The organism is Thermincola sp. GK-1 (assembly GCF_059412445.1).
The window spans coordinates 150,142-166,022 of record NZ_JBSQAT010000007.1 but is presented as its reverse complement, the minus strand read 5'-3'; the positions used below and the strand labels follow the sequence as shown (position 1 = coordinate 166,022).

Sequence of the window (15,881 nt, the reverse complement as noted above, 5' to 3'; positions counted from 1 at the left end):
AGTTGGCATTAGCCAACCCTATAATAGTGAATCGTTTGTATAGTTCAAGAAAGAATCGCCGATAGGCGAATTTGTTCTTGTGGAACATTTGCTATTCGCCGGTCGGAGGCAAACGGTGCAACAACCGTTGCGCCGAAGCTGCGGGCAGCTATGGCTACGGTACAACGGTTATTGCACCATCCAGCGGCAGCTATGGCTACGGAGCAATGGTTGCCTCACCTGTACTTGAACCGATAGAGCCTTACCGAGCGAAGGATGGAGAAGGCGATGCCTACGACAATTAAAGACAGCAGGGCGAATGTTCCCCACTTTAAAGATGAATAGAATACTCCCAGCCAGGAAACAGGGAGGGCAGCGTCCAATGGCTTGAAAGAAGGCTGAACCTGATGTATGGGAAAAAGGTTAGTGGAGACGATAATGTAAGTATAAGCGGCGGCAATAAGGGCATGGAAAAACCGGGCTATGAGAAAGGGCAGCATTCTTATGTCGGTATCGCTGACCATGCTCGCTACCTGGGCATGTACCGACAGGCCGCTCCAGGCCAGGATGGCGCTGGTTACGGTAATCTGCTGAATGAAGGGTGCCGCCGATTCACTGGCTGCTTTACAGCCAAGGGTAATTTCAAATAACCCTTGCGCCAGGGCTGCGGAAGCGGCCGGGTGGATGCCGAAGGGCGAAAACAAAAAGTTCAGAGCAGAAATCAATAACCCCATAAAGCCGATTTCTTTTAAGACACTGATAAGAATGGAAAAAATGATGACGAAACCCCCGATGACGAGCAGTTTGTCTGCAGAGGTGGCGATGGCGTCTCCCAGGAGTTTGCCGAAAGGGCGAGTGTCTTCGGCCTGGGCTTTTTTTAGTTCCCGGAAGGCTCTTTTCAAAAGATGTTCAGAAGAAGGATAGAAGGGTGTTGTTTCCCGCTCTTTCCGGGAATAGGCGCGCAACCCCAGACCAACGGTAAGGTTGGCCAGGTAGTGGGTAGTAGCTAATAGGATGCCCAAAGAGGGGTTATTAAACATACCCACGGATACAGCTACCAGCATGAAGAGGGGAGATGCGTTGTTGGTGAAGGACATGAGGCGCTCCGCTTCGCCCCTGGTACATAACCCTTCTTTACGTAATTTAGCCGTAACAAAAGAACTGATAGGGAAACCGGAAGTATACCCGATAGCCGTTACCAGGGAACCTGAGCCGGGTACATTAAAAAGAGGGCGCATAACAGGCTCTAAAAGAACTCCCATGAACCTGACAAGGCCAAACCCCATCAAAAGTTCGGCGCCGATGAAAAAGGGCAGCAGGGCAGGGAAAACTATATCCCACCAGGCCTTTAGCCCGCGTACGGAGGCTTCGTAAACCTCCTTGGGGTAAGTTACCATGCTGGCGATAAAAAAGATAACGCAGGCCGTCCAAAAGTAGCGTGAGAACTGGCGAGCTTTTATTTCCGATTTGGTAAAAGATTTGGCGAAAAACAGGGTGATACAGGTAGCCAGAGAAGCGGTAACAATCATGGCAGCACCTCGGCGCTTAAACTAATACCATTATATAAAGGCGCCCGCGGGAGTATTCCTTTATTTTACCACTATTGGACCCGTTACAAAATCCCTGCCCTTTACAAATTTTGCAGCATTTCCGTAACCAAGGGTATATATGTCTGAAGATTTGATGTCGTAATCCAACATGCGTTTCATCAAGGCCGTGCCCTTTTTGTAAGCAGGAGCTACTCTGGTAATGAGGGGCAGGGCCGCTTTTTTTCGCATTTTTGCCAGCAGCAACCTGCCTTTTTCGGAAACAGCAAGGACCCTAATATACTGGGGACCTTTTTCGTCAAAATATGCTGCATCCTCTTTGGTATATTCCATCAGGATATAGTTTAACACCCTCTGAATCCTTGTCCAGGTATACCTTTTTGTTTTGATTTTTTCTACCAGTGACCGGAAAGAGGCTGCTTCCCCCAACAAACTTAAAACTCTGTTTTCCAGCCCCTCAGTTATATCGAGAATATTGGTTAACCAGGCAGGATCCGCTGTTCTTAAGCAATATAACAGAATTGGAAAAAAGTTTTCCCAGCTAACGGGACCATACCCCTTGCTTAATTCTTCCTTTAGAATCTTCAGCGATGTTGACGGCATTACGTCTTTTAAACTGTCAATATCCCGATTTGTGAACAAAAACTCCCTAATGCTGGTGGCGCTGGCAAAACTGCCCCGGAATTTTCTGTCGTGATACCCGGCAGCAATCCTTTGCACTGTTAAAGGTTTGATGGGACTGTTTAGAGCCATTAAACAGCGCAGGTATTCGATGCCCAAAATATTGTTGGGATTATTTAATATTTCCGGCTTCAGATCTACCATATTATTTCTGTGCAAATATTCGGCCAGGGCTTTTGTCTGGGCCAGGGGTAAGATCAATCCTGATTTCAACTGCTTTTTAATCAACGCGCTAAGCTCCGGTGGTTCCTGCAGGTAAAGCCGGGCAATTTGGGCCAGCGGTTCAATATTACCTGCTTCACTACCAAAACATAAATGGGTGACTATACCCGTACCATGCAATATGCTTACAGCTCCGCAAGCAAAGGCATTGGCGCTGCGGCTGGAAAAAACATACGGGAGTTCCAGTACCAGGTCGACTCCTGCCGCTATAGCCATCCTGGCGCGGGTCCATTTGTCCAGCAGCGCCGGTTCACCCCGCTGTAGGAAATGTCCGCTCATAACAGCAATGGCGTATTCAGCTTCGGCCAATTCTTTTGCCTTCGTCAGATGGAACAGGTGGCCGTTATGAAAAGGGTTATATTCGGTAACGAGGCCTACTACCCGCATGGCGCAATACCCTCCCTACAGGTTGATGCGGTCAAGATTTAAACCAATTATACTATAAACCTCAAATTTTGCCCAGAGTAACGGCAGGGCAGGAGGGTGCCTCCGCTACCTGGGAGCTTTGTGCTGCAAACCCTTGCCGGGCAGGCAGCGTTCCCGAACTCGACGGCTCCTATTGCATTTATAATAAGTCAGGCCGCCTCCCGTCCGGTCACTCAACCTGCGTTGAGCGCCGGACTTCCCGGCGGCCTTCGCCATCTTCGAATATGCGGGAACCTCCTGCCTGTCCGGCAGCGGTTTTGCGGGCGCAGTCGCTCCCAAACGGTAGGCGGAGAACCCTGCCTACCCTGCCTTGGGTAAGGGTGAGAAAGAGGCCGCTGCCCGGTGAAACAACAAGTTGCGACTCAATAATTTCAACCGAACGGAGTTTACAGCGGCTCTGCCCGTAGCCCCGGAGCAACGGTTGTTTCACGGGCGTAGCGGCATCCACAAGGCAAAGGTTGTTCCACCGTCACAGCGGCCTGTTATTACTACTTACCCGGTAAAAATTAAGCAATATTCTGGGCGCGAGTGTGGAACACTTTATATACGATGAACCTTTATCATTAAGGAGTAAGACAATTGGACGTACTGGCGCAAATAAAAGAAAAAGCAAGAAGGTTTAAAACAAGAATAGTGTTGCCTGAAAGTTCGGACTTAAGGGTTTTAAAAGCAGCCGGTGAAATAGAACGGCTGGGTATTGCTCATGTAGTGCTGCTCGGGGAAAAAGGTTATTTTACACGCATAGAACGAGAGCATAACATCTCCCTTGATGGCATTGAAATTGTTTCTCAGACAAAGAAGTTTAACCCATACAGGGACCTTCTTTATAACCTGCGTAAGCACAAAGGTCTAACTTACGAGGAAGCGGGCGGTTTGGTAAAAAACCCTCTTTATTATGGAGCTCTGATGGTGAAAGCGGGGGATTGCGACGGGATGGTGGCCGGGTCTTTGTCACCTACAGCAGATGTTTTGAGGCCTGCCCTGCAGATAATCAAAACCGCTCCTGGCATTTCCGTTGTCTCCGGCGCTTTTATTATGATTGTTCCGAACAAGGATTTTGGTGACGATGGAGTTATGCTGTTTGCTGACTGTGCCGTTAACCCTGACCCAACAGCGGAACAACTTGCCGAAATCGCCTATACGTCGGCTGTAACTGCCAAATCTTTACTTGGCATGGAGCCGCGGGTAGGGATGCTGTCCTTTTCTACCAAAGGGAGCGCCCGGCATGAAAAAGTTTTTAAGGTCAGACAGGCTACGGAGATAGCCAGGCAAAGGTACCCTTCCCTGGTGATTGATGGGGAACTGCAGGCTGATGCGGCCCTGGTTCCTTCGGTGGGACGTTACAAAGCACCGGGCAGTCAAGTGGCCGGTAGGGTGAATGTGCTGATATTTCCCGACTTGCAGTCTGGAAATATAGGCTACAAATTGGGGCAGAGATTGGCCAATGCCGAGGCTATCGGCCCTGTCCTGCAGGGGATGGCAAAACCTGTTAATGACCTGTCCAGAGGCTGCAGCGAGGAAGACATTGTCAACGTAGTTGCTATTACGGCTGTACAGGCTCAGGGGAATAAGACCGCCGTGCCCGAGTTATTATTTTCCTTGACAAAAAAATAGACTATAGTTATAATTTAATTTGTTTGACTAATGAGGTGTACTGTATGGTTATCGATATTAGTAAGGTTAAAAGGACTCCCGAACTGAGAGAAACATTTCAACTGCGGGAGCAAATGGAACCTATTACCAATGGGAAAGACCGGATAGAGTTTTCCGAACCTGTTGAGATAACGGGTAAAATCGAAAATACCGGCGGGAAATTAATTGTTCTGGGCAATATCTCAGCCAGGTTAAGACTAACTTGTTCCCGCTGTTTGGAGCAATATCCTCATGAACTGGCAACTTCCTTTGAGCGGGCATTCCGGTTGACCCCGGAAGATGCATCTGCCGAAGGGTCAGAAGAGGAAACGGAAATTATCAGCGGGGAAAAGCTGGATCTGACAGATATGATAGTGGAGAGTATTCTTTTGGAGCTGCCCATGAAGCAGGTTTGTTCCGAGGAGTGCAAGGGGCTGTGCAAAAAGTGTGGGATAAACCTGAATAAGACTGCATGTAATTGTGAAGATGACGATATTGACCCTCGTTTCGAGGTGTTGAAAAACTATTTTAAATCGTAGGGCTTTAAAGGGGGTGTAAAATAAATGGGTGTACAACAGCACAGACAATCCAAGTCCCGTGTAAGGAAAAGAAGGGCTACCCAAAAGCTTACAGCGCCAGGTTTTATTTCCTGTCCACAGTGCCATGAACCAAAGTTACCACATAGAGTTTGTCCGGAATGCGGATATTACAAAGATAAAGAGGTTGTTGCTGCTGAGAGTAAGTAACGCGTCTTATGTAGGTGAACAGATGTCTTGAGGCATCTGTTTTTTTGTTTTTTTATTTTTGACAAAAACCAATATTCTTTTAACTTGCATAATTTTGGAGTATACTATATATTATAATTAGTACCAGGTGCTAAGGATAGGTGCTAAAACTAGGTGGTATTAATATGGCGAGCACATCTGCTAAAGCTAGGAGACTGGAAAAATTAAAAACAGCGTTGGAAAACAACCCTTTTCTTACCGATGAAGAGCTGGCCAGAATGTTTTCCGTAAGTATCCAGACTATTCGGTTGGACAGGTTGGAATTGAACATTCCGGAAGTTCGTGAACGGGTTAAGCAGATGGCTGAGAAGAGTTATGCCGAATTGAGGTCTTTGAGCGGTAGCGAGGTAATCGGCGATTTAATTGACCTGGAACTTAACCGGTCAGGAATCTCTGTTATGAACATAAACGAAGATATGATCTTTCAGAAAACGGGGATTGCCAGGGGCCACTTTATATTTGCCCAGGCAAATTCTCTGGCCGTGGCCTGTATAAACGCTGAAGTGGCGCTGACCGGGACAGCCAGGATTTTCTTTAAACGACAGGTGAAGTTGGGCGAGCGGATAGTTGCTAAGGCTACGGTGAAAGGCCGCAAAGGTAACAAATATATAGTCGGGGTCGAATCGAAATCCGGACAGGAAATAGTTTTTGAAGGTACTTTTATAATATTTGCCCTTTCTGATAAGGAGGCGACGATGCAGTGAAAATAGCAGTGGATGCTATGGGCGGAGACTATGCGCCCGTGGAAATTGTCAAGGGAGCCGTTGAAGCAGTAAAGCTGCATAAACTTGAAGTTGTTTTGGTCGGTGACCACGCGGCTATCACCAAGGAACTGGCCCAATATGCATATGATAAAAACCTAATTTCTGTTGTACATGCTTCCGAGGTAATCCGCATGGATGAAGCGCCGGCCGTTGCTGTTAGAAAGAAAAGAGATTCCTCCATTGTTGTGTGCAACAGGTTAATCAAAGAAGAACAGGCCGATGCAGTGGTGTCTGCGGGTAGCACCGGCGCGGCCATGGGGGCTTCACTGCTTGGTTTGGGCAGGATAAAAGGCATAGACAGGCCGGCCATTGCCAGCATAATACCCACCCTCACCGGTTACTGTCTCCTTTTGGATGTGGGGGCCAATGCAGAATGTAAACCTGTTAACCTGGTGCAATTTGCTATTATGGGGCATATTTACGCGAAGAAAATCATGGGGATTGCCCAACCGCGGGTAGGCCTTCTGAACATAGGTGAAGAGGAATCCAAGGGTAAGGAATTGTATGTGGAAGCTCACCGATTACTGAAGGAAAGTAAGCTCAACTTTATCGGTAATATCGAGGGCCGCGATATCACCAGAGGCCGGGCTGACGTCATAGTTTGCGACGGTTTTGTTGGCAATGTGGTGCTGAAATTCGGCGAAGGATTGGCTCGCGATCTCATGTGGATGATCAAGCAGGAACTGAAAAAAAATATTTTTGTTAAAGTGGGCGCTGCCCTTGTCTTTACCCAGGCCAAAGGCCTTAAAAAGCGGATAGATTATGCTGAATATGGCGGGGCGCCGCTTTTGGGGGTTAACGGGATAAGCATCATCAGCCACGGTAGTTCTGACGCGAAAGCAATTGCCAATGCCGTAAGGGTGGCCAAGGAATGCGTCGAAAAAAAAGTAGTGGACTGTATTCGGGACAGCATCCACGAAACCATTTTGGGAGATGATGAACATGCCAGGATTTAATCCGGTTCCGGTCGGTATTGCCGGCATCGGGGCCAGTATTCCCAACCGGGTCATGACTAACTATGACCTGGAGAAACTTGTGGACACCAGCGATGAGTGGATCCGGTCCAGGACCGGGATAGTAGAGCGCAGAATGGCAGAAAAAGGGCAAAACACTTCGGACCTGGCGGTGGAAGCAGCGAAAAACGCCCTTGCTGATGCCGGGGTTGGGGCTGAGGAAGTTGACCTGATAATTGTGGCCACCGTTACTCCCGACTATTCTTTTCCGTCCACGGCTTGCCTGGTTCAGAAAAGGCTGGGCGCTGTCAAGGCTGCCAGTTTTGACCTGGCTGCCGGCTGTTCCGGTTTTGTATATGGTTTGGTTACCGGAGCCCAGTATATAGCATCAGGCCAGTATGAAACGGTTTTGGTTATAGGGGCGGAGGTTTTGTCTAAAATAGTTAACTGGCAGGACCGCAATACCTGCGTGTTGTTTGGTGACGGTGCGGGAGCTGCTGTATTAAGACCTACGCAAAAAGGTTATGGTCTCCTTTCTTTTCAGTTAGGATCTGACGGCAGCGGTGGTGGGTTGTTAATGATGGGGCCCGACGGCTACCTGAAAATGAACGGCCGGGAAGTGTTCAAATTTGCCGTCAAAATAATGGGCGATGCTGCTCTGGAGGTTATAGAAAGAGCGGGTTTAACGCCTGCCGATATAGATTTTTTTATTCCGCACCAGGCTAATTTGCGTATTATCGAGGCAGCAGCGAAAAGGCTGGCTATGCCCATGGACAAGGTATATGTAAACGTAGACAGATATGGTAATACCTCTGCTGCTTCTATACCTGTAGCCTTATACGAAGCCCGGGAAAGAGGATTAATTAAATCGGGGGATAATTTAGCATTGGTAGGTTTTGGCGCAGGTTTGACCTGGGCTGCTGCTGTCATCAGGTGGAGTATATAATCCCCAAAATTAATGTAGGGAGGAGAATGCCTTTGAAGACAGAACTGTGCGATCTTTTAGAAATTGAATATCCCATATTGCAGGGCGGGATGGCCTGGGTATCCACGGCTGAGCTGGCTGCTGCCGTGTCTGAAGCGGGCGGACTGGGTATTATAGGAGCCGGACATGCCCCTGCTGAATGGGTAAGAGATGAAATAAGGAAAGCCAGGGAACGGACCAATAAGCCCTTTGGGGTAAATGTGATGTTGATGTCTCCCCATGTGGAAGAAGTAATGCAGGTGGTTTTGCAGGAGAAAGTTCCCGTCATAACCACCGGCGCCGGTTCGCCGGGGAAATACATACCGGCATTAAAAGAAAACGGAACCCGGGTTATACCTGTAATTCCATCGGTGGCTCTGGCCAAAAGAATGGAGAAGGCCGGGGCTGATGCGGTTGTTGCCGAAGGCATGGAATCGGGCGGCCATATCGGAGAATTGACGACCATGGCCATGGTGCCGCAAATCGTTGATGCCGTTGATATACCGGTAATTGCTGCGGGTGGAATCGCCGACGGCAGGGGTTTGGTCGCTGCCCTGGCTTTGGGAGCCAAGGGAATCCAGGTTGGTACCCGTTTTATGTGCGCCGAAGAATGTACTATTCACCCAAACGTCAAAGAGTTTATCCTGAAGGCGAAAGACAGAGATACTGTTATTACCGGAAGAATTACGGGCCATCCCGTGCGTTGCCTGAAAAACAAGCTGACCAAGGAATTTGAAGATATGGAGGAGCGGCGGGTATCTGTGGAAGAATTGGAAGCATTGGGCGCCGGCAGTCTGAAAAAGGCCATGATCGACGGTGATATTGAGATGGGCTCGGTGATGGCAGGCCAGATTGCCGGTATGGTGAAGGAAATCAAACCGGCGCGTGCTATTATTGAGGAGATTATTGCCGGCGCCGAGCAAACCTTAAAAAGTCTGGAGGCTGTCAGATAATGAAACTGGCTGTTGTATTCCCGGGACAGGGCTCCCAGTATGTGGGCATGGGTAAAGATTTATATGATAATTCCTCTGAAGCAAGGGCGTTATTTGAAAAGGCCGACCAATTACTGGGTTACAGCCTGTCATCAGTTTGTTTTCACGGCCCGGAGGAAGAACTGCGCAAAACTCCTGTAACTCAACCGGCTATGCTGACGACCAGCACAGTTCTTTTTCGTGAATTTAGTAAGCGCAACAAAATCCCTGTGCAGGTGGTAGCCGGACACAGCCTGGGCGAATATTCGGCTCTGGTAGCTGCCGAATGCCTTTATTTTGAAGAGGCTGTGCAATTGGTCGAAAAAAGGGGCCGCTTGATGGAAGAGGCGGCGTCCAAGGGAGAGGGTGGCATGGCCGCTGTTCTGGGCCTGGAGCGCAGTGCGGTGGAAAAGGCCTGCCGCGAGGCGTCCGCTGCCGGCAAGGTAGAAATAGCTAATTACAATTGCCCGGGGCAGATAGTTATCTCAGGCACAGCGGGTGGCCTGGAAAAGGCCGCTGAACTGTGCCGTGCACTTGGGGCCAAAAGAATAGTCACCCTGAATGTCAGCGGGCCGTTTCATTCCAGCCTGATGAAACCGGCTGAGGAAAACCTTGCGCAAATACTTAAGGAAACGGTAATTAATGCGCCTAAATATCCTTTTATTTGCAATGTGACGGCTGATTTTGTCAGTGACGTGGAGGAAATTCGCGAATTCCTGACCAGGCAGGTAAGCCACTCAGTACTATGGGAGGATATGGTGCAAAATATGATAGCCCATGGCGTGGACACTTTTGTGGAAATCGGTCCGGGTAAAGTTCTAACAGGCCTGATCCGGAAAATTAACCGCGAAGTAACCGTTTATAACATAGAAGATTTAACTTCGTTGGAAAATACCCTTGCTAAATTGGAGGAGGTTATATAGAATGGTTCTAAGGGATAAAATTGCCATAGTAACGGGCGGGTCCCGTGGGATTGGCAAGGCCATATGTGAAGCCCTGGCCCGACAGGGAGCGCGTGTTGTCATTTTTGACGTAAATGCCGTAGAACTGCAGAATTGTGTTACGGAATTAAAGGCTGCCGGTTTTGATGCCGAAGGCTACGAAGTTAACGTAGCTCAGGCCGATAAAGTTGATGAGGCAGTGGCCGGGGTGATAGACAATTTAGGGCGTATTGATATTTTGGTGAATAATGCAGGTATCACCCGAGACACACTGTTAATGCGGATGAAGGAAGAAGATTGGGATGCCGTATTGGCAGTGAACCTAAAGGGTGTTTTTAACTGTACAAAGGCAGTTAGCCGCTCCATGATGAAGCAGCGCAGTGGGGTCATCATCAACATCTCTTCCGTTGTCGGTTTAATGGGTAATGCAGGCCAGGCCAACTATGCGGCTTCCAAGGCCGGGATCATTGGTTTTACCAAGTCAGTGGCCCGCGAGTTGGCGTCAAGAGGGGTAAGGGCTAATGCCATTGCGCCCGGATTTATTGTTACGCAAATGACGGATGTCCTTTCCGACGAAATAAAAGGGGAACTGCAGAAGCAGATTCCGCTGGGCAGGCTGGGACAACCGGAAGATGTAGCCAATCTGGTTGTTTTTCTGGCCTCTGACAATGCCAGTTATATTACTGGGCAGACCATCGCTGTTGATGGCGGGATGGTAATGCACTAATAATTTATATTATTTCAGTTTTGTCTGGAAGGGGGTGAAACCATGACAACCTTCGAAAAAGTTAAAAGCATTATCGTAGAGCAACTAGGTGTTGAAGAGGATGAAGTGAAGCCGGAATCCACTTTTATAGATGATTTGGGTGCGGATTCTTTGGATATTGTTGAGCTGGTCATGGCGTTGGAAGAGGAATTCGATATGGAAATTCCTGATGAAGACGCCGAGAAGATCAGAACTGTCGCCGATGCAGTTAAGTACATTGAAGATAACCAGTAAAATGATATCATTGGATGATTAAAAGAGTCCCGTGGGTTACTGCGGGACTCTTTGAGAATAATGCTATATATTTAAACCGGGAGGATTTTATGAACTTACCAGAGTTGAGAATTGGCAATTTAATGCCAAAGCTGCCCATCATTCAGGGGGGCATGGCTGTTAGGGTTTCGACTGCCCCTTTGGCAGGTGCTGTAGCTGAAGAGGGGGGTATCGGACTCATTGCAGCCACCGGCATGGGAATTGAAGAGCTGCGCAATGAGATAAGAAAAGCTAAAGAAATGACCAAAGGTATAGTAGGCATTAACGTCATGTTTGCGGCTAGGGAATTTGCCCAGCTTGTCAAAACTGCTATAGCGGAGGGTATCGATCTGATTGTTTCCGGAGCCGGATTCTCCAGGGACATGTTTTCCTGGGGAAAGGAAGCTAATGTCCCGATTGTACCAATTGTTTCTTCCGTTAAACTGGCCAAGATTTCCGAAAAGATGGGTGCTGCCGCCGTTGTTGTAGAAGGCAAGGAGGCCGGTGGACACCTGGGAACCACCGAATCCATCAAAAAGCTGATTCCTGAAATCAAGGAAGCTGTTAAAATTCCGGTCATTGCAGCCGGCGGTATTATTAACGGCTTCAATATTAGGGAAATCATTAACCTGGGCGCCGATGCCGTGCAAATGGGTACCAGGTTTGTGGCCAGTTTAGAGTCCAATGTGGCTGACGCTTTTAAACAGCTTTATGTAAAAGCCCGCCCCGAAGATGTGGTGGTGTTGGAAAGCCCGGTTGGTTTGCCCGGCAGAGGGCTGTTGAATAAATTTACCGAAAGGTTGTTTAATGGGGAGACCCTTACGCCTCAAAGCTGCGATGGCTGTCTGAAAAAATGTTCCAAAAGATTTTGTATTCTTAAGGCATTGGTAAAGGCACAGCAGGGCGATATGGAAAATGGGTTGGTTTTTTCCGGTGAAAAAGTGCATGAAATTAAAGACATATTACCTGTTAAAGAAATTATCAGGAATTTGCTGAACGAATTTAAAATGGCCGGAAGTGAGGTGTAGGTTATTTGGTGAAAAAAGTAGTTGTTACCGGTTTAGGAGTGGTCTCTCCCGTGGGGACAGGCGTGGATAAGTTCTGGCAGTCTCTTTTGGAGGGCAAGAGCGGTATTAACAGAATTACCCGCTTTGACGCTTCGGATTTGGCTACCCAGATTGCCGGAGAAGTAAAGGACTTTGACCCTCTGGACTTCCTTGATAAAAAAGAAGTACGACGCATGGACAGGTATACCCATTACGGCATGGCAGCGGCTAAAATGGCTATTGAAGATGCAGGCCTTGATCCTGAAAAACTTGATAAAGACCGGGTCGGCGTTTTACTGGGGAGCGGCGTGGGAGGCATTGAAACCGTTGAAGAGCAGGCCAGGATACTGATGGCAAAAGGTCCGGGGCGGATTAGTCCTTTCTTCGTGCCCATGATGATTGCCAATATCTGTGGGGCTTATATAGCTATCAATTACGGTTTCAGAGGGCCTAACACCACGACGGTCACGGCATGTGCCTCTGCCTCAAATGCTATCGGCGAGGCTATGCGCCTGATCAAGAACGGTGAATGTGATGTAGTTATAACCGGTGGAGCGGAAGCGCCGATTATCCCGCTGGCTATGGCCGGTTTCTGTTCGATGAAGGCAATGTCCACCCGGAACGAAGAACCGGAAAAGGCCAGCCGTCCTTTCGATAAGGAAAGAGATGGTTTCGTCATGGGTGAAGGGGCCGGGGTTTTGATTCTGGAGTCTCTTGAACATGCTCAGAAAAGAGGAGCGAAGATTTATGCTGAGCTATCCGGTTACGGAGTAACCTGTGACGCTTACCATATTACCGCACCTGACCCCGACGGTATTGGCGCTGCCAGAGCTATGGAGTTGGCGATGCGCGAGGCCGGTGTTGAACCCGAGGATGTGCAGTATATCAATGCCCATGGCACTTCGACTCCGCTGGGGGATATTGGGGAGACGAAAGCCATCAAAAAGGTATTTGGCGAGCATGCTTATAAGTTAGCGGTTTCGTCTACGAAGTCCATGACCGGACACTTACTGGGCGCCGCAGGGGGTATTGAAGCTGCTATCTGCATCCTGGCCATACAAAAGGGCCAGGTTCCGCCGACCATAAACCTGGAAAACCCTGACCCTGAATGTGACCTGGATTATGTTCCAAATAAGGCCAAGGAGATGGAAGTTCGCGTTGCTTTATCCAACTCCTTTGGTTTTGGCGGCCATAATGGGACAATCCTGTTTAATAAATTTGAGGAGTAATGTGACCGACAATGAAGTTGGGAATACTGGGGCCCAAAATTGACGAACTTATCGGGGTTATGGGAATAGACTGGACTTCACCTGAACTGCTGGTTACAGCGTTAACACATAGTTCTTATGCGCACGAGAATAAACGTGAACCCATAGAACACAATCAGCGGCTGGAATTTCTGGGGGATGCTGTCCTGGAGCTGGTAGTAAGTGAATATCTCTACGACCGCTTCCCCACTTACCCGGAAGGAGTTCTCACCAAAATGCGGGCAGGGATTGTCTGCGAATCGTCCTTGGCCTCAGTGGCCCGGGCAATGAATTTAGGGCAGTACATTCTGATGGGTAAGGGTGAGGAGAGAAGTGGCGGCAGGAACAGGCCTTCCATATTGGCCGATGCCATGGAAGCTATTTTTGGCGCTGTGTACCTGGATCAGGGTCTGGAAACAACAAAACTTTTTATCATTAACACTTTAAGTGAACAGATTTCCAAGGTAGTAGCAAAAGGCGGCCAAACGGGAGATTACAAGACGGAGTTGCAGGAGTTGGTACAGCAAAAAGCTGACAACACCCTGACTTATGCCATCATAGGAGAAGAAGGGCCTGACCATAATAAAGTTTTTACCGCCGGAGTTTATTGCCATGGCAAGATCTGGGGTGTAGGAAAAGGGAGGACCAAGAAAGAAGCTGAACAGGCTGCCGCCCATGACGCCCTGGAAAAGATAAAAAACGGCTACAACGTGCTTCCCAAGGGTGAATGATATTGGAAACCAGACATTTTATCATTCCAATTTTTATACCGGACTTAGGTTGTCCCAATCAATGTGTCTTTTGTAACCAAAAGAAAATTACCGGGCAGGTAAACATTCCTACGGCGGAAGAAGTAGCCAAAAAAATCGGGGACTACCTGGCAACTTTGCCCGATGTTGAAAACCGTAAAGTCGAAGTAGCCTTTTACGGCGGAAGCTTTACGGCTATTCCAGTTGACGAGCAGAGAAAATTTCTGCGGGCAGCATGGGATTATTACCGGACAGGTAAAATACAGGGTATCCGAATTTCCACCCGGCCTGACAAAATTGATGAAGATACTTTGAGCATATTAATGGCTTACGGTGTAGACACTATTGAACTGGGTGTCCAGTCTATGGATAAAGATGTATTAGCCTTTGCCCGGAGGGGCCATGCAACTGAGCACGTGGTTAAGGCGGCAAAATTAGTAAAGTCATGGGGTTTCTTCCTGGGTGTCCAGATTATGATTGGTTTGCCCGGCGACAGCCAGGAAAAAGCCCTGAAGACTTGCAACGAGGTTATCGACCTCAGCCCGGATTTCGTCCGGATTTATCCTGTCCTCGTCTTAAAGGGAACGGAATTGGAGAGACTGTTCCGCCAGGGAAAATATTCCCCCTGGCAGGTTAATGAAGTGGTGGATACGGCCAAAAAAATGCTAAACCGCTTTGAAAGGGCCGGCATAGAAGTGATCCGTATAGGGTTACAAAACACAGAAGAAATTTCTCCCGGCGGTGAAATAATAGCCGGACCTTATCATCCCGCCATCGGGGAACTGGTTTATGGGGCCTTGATTTATGAGCAACTACGGGAATTGCTGAATAGGGCCGGAGCGGTACCGGGCGGAATAAAAGAAGTGGAATTTGCCGTTTCCCCCAGGGATGAATCGAAGGCCCGCGGCCACAAATCGACGAATATTAAGGCCCTGCAGGAACACTACGGCCTGAAAACGGTTAAGATTATACCTGACCCGGAACTGGTTCCGGGGACAATAAAGTTAACGCGGCTCGACGAAGAAGAAAAAGATGTTGTCCTGCGGCGAAAGGACCTTATTTTATAGGCTGTGGAAAGCAGAGGGGGAACTTATTTGACAAAGCTACCGAGCAAAGAGAACAAGGAAAAGTTTGTTCGTGATATGTTTAATTCCATTGCCCGGCGTTACGACCTGATGAACACGTTGATGACTGGGGGTCTGGACAAAAAATGGCGGAAGTTTGCTGTAAAAAGGGCTGAACTGCAGCCTGGGGGTTACGGACTGGATGTTTGCTGCGGGACGGGGATGCTGACTATGGAATTGGCTCGCGCAGCAGGTCTCGACGGTAGGGTAACGGGGTTGGATTTTTCGGAAAAGATGCTGGCGGTGGCAAAAGAAAATTTAAAAAACTTTGACCTGAAGGATAACATCAGTTTGATCCAGGGTAATGCCATGGCCCTGCCCTTTGCAGAAAATACCTTTGATTGTGCGACAGTGGGCTGGGGGCTGAGGAACGTGCCTGATATCATGACTGCCCTCAGGGAAATGGTGCGGGTGGTAAAACCCGGCGCCAAAGTAGTTTCCCTGGATATGGCTCAGCCTACAGCGCCGGTATTTAAACAGTTATACTGGTTTTGCTTTGAGAAGGTTATTCCTGCAATGGGCAAATTATGGGCCGGAAACAAAGGAGCTTACAGTTATCTCCATGCCTCGGCAAAGGTCTTCCCCAACCAGAAAGTCCTGGTCCAAATGTTTAGGGAAGCAGGGTTAGTAGAAACAAAATACCACAACTTTTGTGGCGGTGTGGTAGCGGTAGTGGAAGGCAGAAAGCCTTAGCATAATGATAATTATTGTTCAAAGGTCAAAGGGCATATAGCCAAAGTAGTTTCATCGCATGGTTTATCCAGCAGTTCGCAGTATTCGACGCCTGTGTCTTTGTCGATATATAAATGCTTGCACATTGTTGCGACCTCCC

At 48.4% G+C, this 15,881-nt stretch carries 18 protein-coding genes; 15 read left to right on the top strand and 3 right to left on the bottom strand.

What is annotated here, in order from left to right; translation table 11 throughout:
* Nucleotides 1–215: 215 nt before the first annotated feature.
* The 3 genes from ylbJ to ACSNJE_RS09010 form a co-directional block, all read right to left on the bottom strand.
* Nucleotides 216–1,508, bottom strand: a complete 1,293-nt coding sequence (gene ylbJ, locus ACSNJE_RS09020) for a sporulation integral membrane protein YlbJ (protein ID WP_495252527.1) — start codon at nt 1,506–1,508, stop codon at nt 216–218.
* A 60-nt stretch (nt 1,509–1,568) separates the two neighbouring features.
* Nucleotides 1,569–2,816 carry a nucleotidyltransferase gene (locus ACSNJE_RS09015; protein WP_474774322.1) on the bottom strand — a complete coding sequence of 416 codons (1,248 nt, stop codon included), beginning with the start codon at nt 2,814–2,816 and terminating at the stop codon, nt 1,569–1,571.
* Nucleotides 2,817–3,024: 208 nt separating this feature from the next.
* Nucleotides 3,025–3,285 (bottom strand): hypothetical protein, encoded by a 261-nt coding sequence (locus ACSNJE_RS09010; RefSeq protein WP_495252526.1) that lies wholly within the window; start codon nt 3,283–3,285, stop codon nt 3,025–3,027.
* 149 nt (nt 3,286–3,434) lie between these two features.
* On the opposite strand from ACSNJE_RS09010, the gene pta reads away from it, so the two are divergent.
* The 15 genes from pta to ACSNJE_RS08935 all read left to right on the top strand — a co-directional run bounded on the left by pta (nt 3,435) and on the right by ACSNJE_RS08935 (nt 15,742).
* Nucleotides 3,435–4,469 (top strand): phosphate acetyltransferase, encoded by a 1,035-nt coding sequence (pta, locus tag ACSNJE_RS09005; protein WP_495252525.1) that lies wholly within the window; start codon nt 3,435–3,437, stop codon nt 4,467–4,469.
* A gap of 44 nt (nt 4,470–4,513) precedes the next feature.
* Nucleotides 4,514–5,026, top strand: coding sequence for a YceD family protein (locus tag ACSNJE_RS09000; protein ID WP_013120930.1), 513 nt, complete (start codon nt 4,514–4,516; stop codon nt 5,024–5,026).
* A gap of 24 nt (nt 5,027–5,050) precedes the next feature.
* A complete protein-coding gene (gene rpmF / locus ACSNJE_RS08995) occupies nt 5,051–5,233 on the top strand; it encodes a 50S ribosomal protein L32 (RefSeq protein WP_013120929.1) in 183 nt (60 codons plus the stop codon).
* A 164-nt stretch (nt 5,234–5,397) separates the two neighbouring features.
* Complete coding sequence (gene fapR / locus ACSNJE_RS08990; RefSeq protein ID WP_013120928.1) at nt 5,398–5,976, top strand: transcription factor FapR; 579 nt, start codon at nt 5,398–5,400, stop codon at nt 5,974–5,976.
* Nucleotides 5,973–6,992: a phosphate acyltransferase PlsX gene (gene plsX, locus ACSNJE_RS08985; protein WP_495252524.1), complete on the top strand. Its 1,020-nt coding sequence runs from the start codon at nt 5,973–5,975 to the stop codon at nt 6,990–6,992. Before fapR ends, plsX begins: the two co-directional genes overlap by 4 nt.
* Nucleotides 6,979–7,935, top strand: coding sequence for a beta-ketoacyl-ACP synthase III (locus ACSNJE_RS08980; protein ID WP_495252523.1), 957 nt, complete (start codon nt 6,979–6,981; stop codon nt 7,933–7,935). Before plsX ends, ACSNJE_RS08980 begins: the two co-directional genes overlap by 14 nt.
* A 26-nt stretch (nt 7,936–7,961) precedes the next feature.
* Nucleotides 7,962–8,906 (top strand): enoyl-[acyl-carrier-protein] reductase FabK, encoded by a 945-nt coding sequence (gene fabK, locus ACSNJE_RS08975; protein ID WP_052217839.1) that lies wholly within the window; start codon nt 7,962–7,964, stop codon nt 8,904–8,906.
* Nucleotides 8,906–9,847, top strand: coding sequence for an ACP S-malonyltransferase (gene fabD, locus ACSNJE_RS08970; protein ID WP_052217841.1), 942 nt, complete (start codon nt 8,906–8,908; stop codon nt 9,845–9,847). The genes fabK and fabD overlap by 1 nt, the downstream gene beginning before the upstream one ends.
* A gap of 1 nt (nt 9,848) precedes the next feature.
* A complete protein-coding gene (gene fabG, locus ACSNJE_RS08965; RefSeq protein WP_495252522.1) occupies nt 9,849–10,592 on the top strand; it encodes a 3-oxoacyl-[acyl-carrier-protein] reductase in 744 nt (247 codons plus the stop codon).
* A gap of 42 nt (nt 10,593–10,634) precedes the next feature.
* Nucleotides 10,635–10,865 (top strand): acyl carrier protein, encoded by a 231-nt coding sequence (gene acpP / locus ACSNJE_RS08960; RefSeq protein WP_013120922.1) that lies wholly within the window; start codon nt 10,635–10,637, stop codon nt 10,863–10,865.
* A gap of 89 nt (nt 10,866–10,954) precedes the next feature.
* Nucleotides 10,955–11,911: an NAD(P)H-dependent flavin oxidoreductase gene (locus ACSNJE_RS08955; protein WP_052217845.1), complete on the top strand. Its 957-nt coding sequence runs from the start codon at nt 10,955–10,957 to the stop codon at nt 11,909–11,911.
* Nucleotides 11,912–11,916: 5 nt separating this feature from the next.
* Entirely contained in the window at nt 11,917–13,158 is a 1,242-nt protein-coding gene (fabF, locus tag ACSNJE_RS08950; RefSeq protein ID WP_052217846.1) for a beta-ketoacyl-ACP synthase II, read from the top strand.
* A gap of 11 nt (nt 13,159–13,169) precedes the next feature.
* On the top strand, nt 13,170–13,907 hold the full coding sequence (rnc, locus tag ACSNJE_RS08945) for a ribonuclease III (protein ID WP_052217848.1): 738 nt from the start codon (nt 13,170–13,172) through the stop codon (nt 13,905–13,907).
* Nucleotides 13,904–14,992 (top strand): elongator complex protein 3, encoded by a 1,089-nt coding sequence (locus ACSNJE_RS08940; RefSeq protein ID WP_013120918.1) that lies wholly within the window; start codon nt 13,904–13,906, stop codon nt 14,990–14,992. Before rnc ends, ACSNJE_RS08940 begins: the two co-directional genes overlap by 4 nt.
* A gap of 27 nt (nt 14,993–15,019) precedes the next feature.
* Nucleotides 15,020–15,742 carry a demethylmenaquinone methyltransferase gene (locus tag ACSNJE_RS08935; protein ID WP_083436848.1) on the top strand — a complete coding sequence of 241 codons (723 nt, stop codon included), beginning with the start codon at nt 15,020–15,022 and terminating at the stop codon, nt 15,740–15,742.
* Nucleotides 15,743–15,881: the final 139 nt, after the last annotated feature.

What these genes read in the sequence shown, in the direction of transcription:
- ACSNJE_RS08940 (WP_013120918.1), top strand. Translation starts at nt 13,904, where the DNA reads ATGATATTGGAAACCAGACATTTTATCATTCCAATTTTTATACCGGAC.
- ACSNJE_RS09015 (WP_474774322.1), bottom strand. Translation starts at nt 2,816, where the DNA reads ATGCGGGTAGTAGGCCTCGTTACCGAATATAACCCTTTTCATAACGGC.
- fabG (WP_495252522.1), top strand. Translation starts at nt 9,849, where the DNA reads ATGGTTCTAAGGGATAAAATTGCCATAGTAACGGGCGGGTCCCGTGGG.
- rpmF (WP_013120929.1), top strand. Translation starts at nt 5,051, where the DNA reads ATGGGTGTACAACAGCACAGACAATCCAAGTCCCGTGTAAGGAAAAGA.
- ACSNJE_RS08980 (WP_495252523.1), top strand. Translation starts at nt 6,979, where the DNA reads ATGCCAGGATTTAATCCGGTTCCGGTCGGTATTGCCGGCATCGGGGCC.
- rnc (WP_052217848.1), top strand. Translation starts at nt 13,170, where the DNA reads ATGAAGTTGGGAATACTGGGGCCCAAAATTGACGAACTTATCGGGGTT.
- fabD (WP_052217841.1), top strand. Translation starts at nt 8,906, where the DNA reads ATGAAACTGGCTGTTGTATTCCCGGGACAGGGCTCCCAGTATGTGGGC.
- ACSNJE_RS09000 (WP_013120930.1), top strand. Translation starts at nt 4,514, where the DNA reads ATGGTTATCGATATTAGTAAGGTTAAAAGGACTCCCGAACTGAGAGAA.
- fabK (WP_052217839.1), top strand. Translation starts at nt 7,962, where the DNA reads ATGCCTTTGAAGACAGAACTGTGCGATCTTTTAGAAATTGAATATCCC.
- ylbJ (WP_495252527.1), bottom strand. Translation starts at nt 1,508, where the DNA reads ATGATTGTTACCGCTTCTCTGGCTACCTGTATCACCCTGTTTTTCGCC.
- acpP (WP_013120922.1), top strand. Translation starts at nt 10,635, where the DNA reads ATGACAACCTTCGAAAAAGTTAAAAGCATTATCGTAGAGCAACTAGGT.
- fapR (WP_013120928.1), top strand. Translation starts at nt 5,398, where the DNA reads ATGGCGAGCACATCTGCTAAAGCTAGGAGACTGGAAAAATTAAAAACA.
- ACSNJE_RS08955 (WP_052217845.1), top strand. Translation starts at nt 10,955, where the DNA reads ATGAACTTACCAGAGTTGAGAATTGGCAATTTAATGCCAAAGCTGCCC.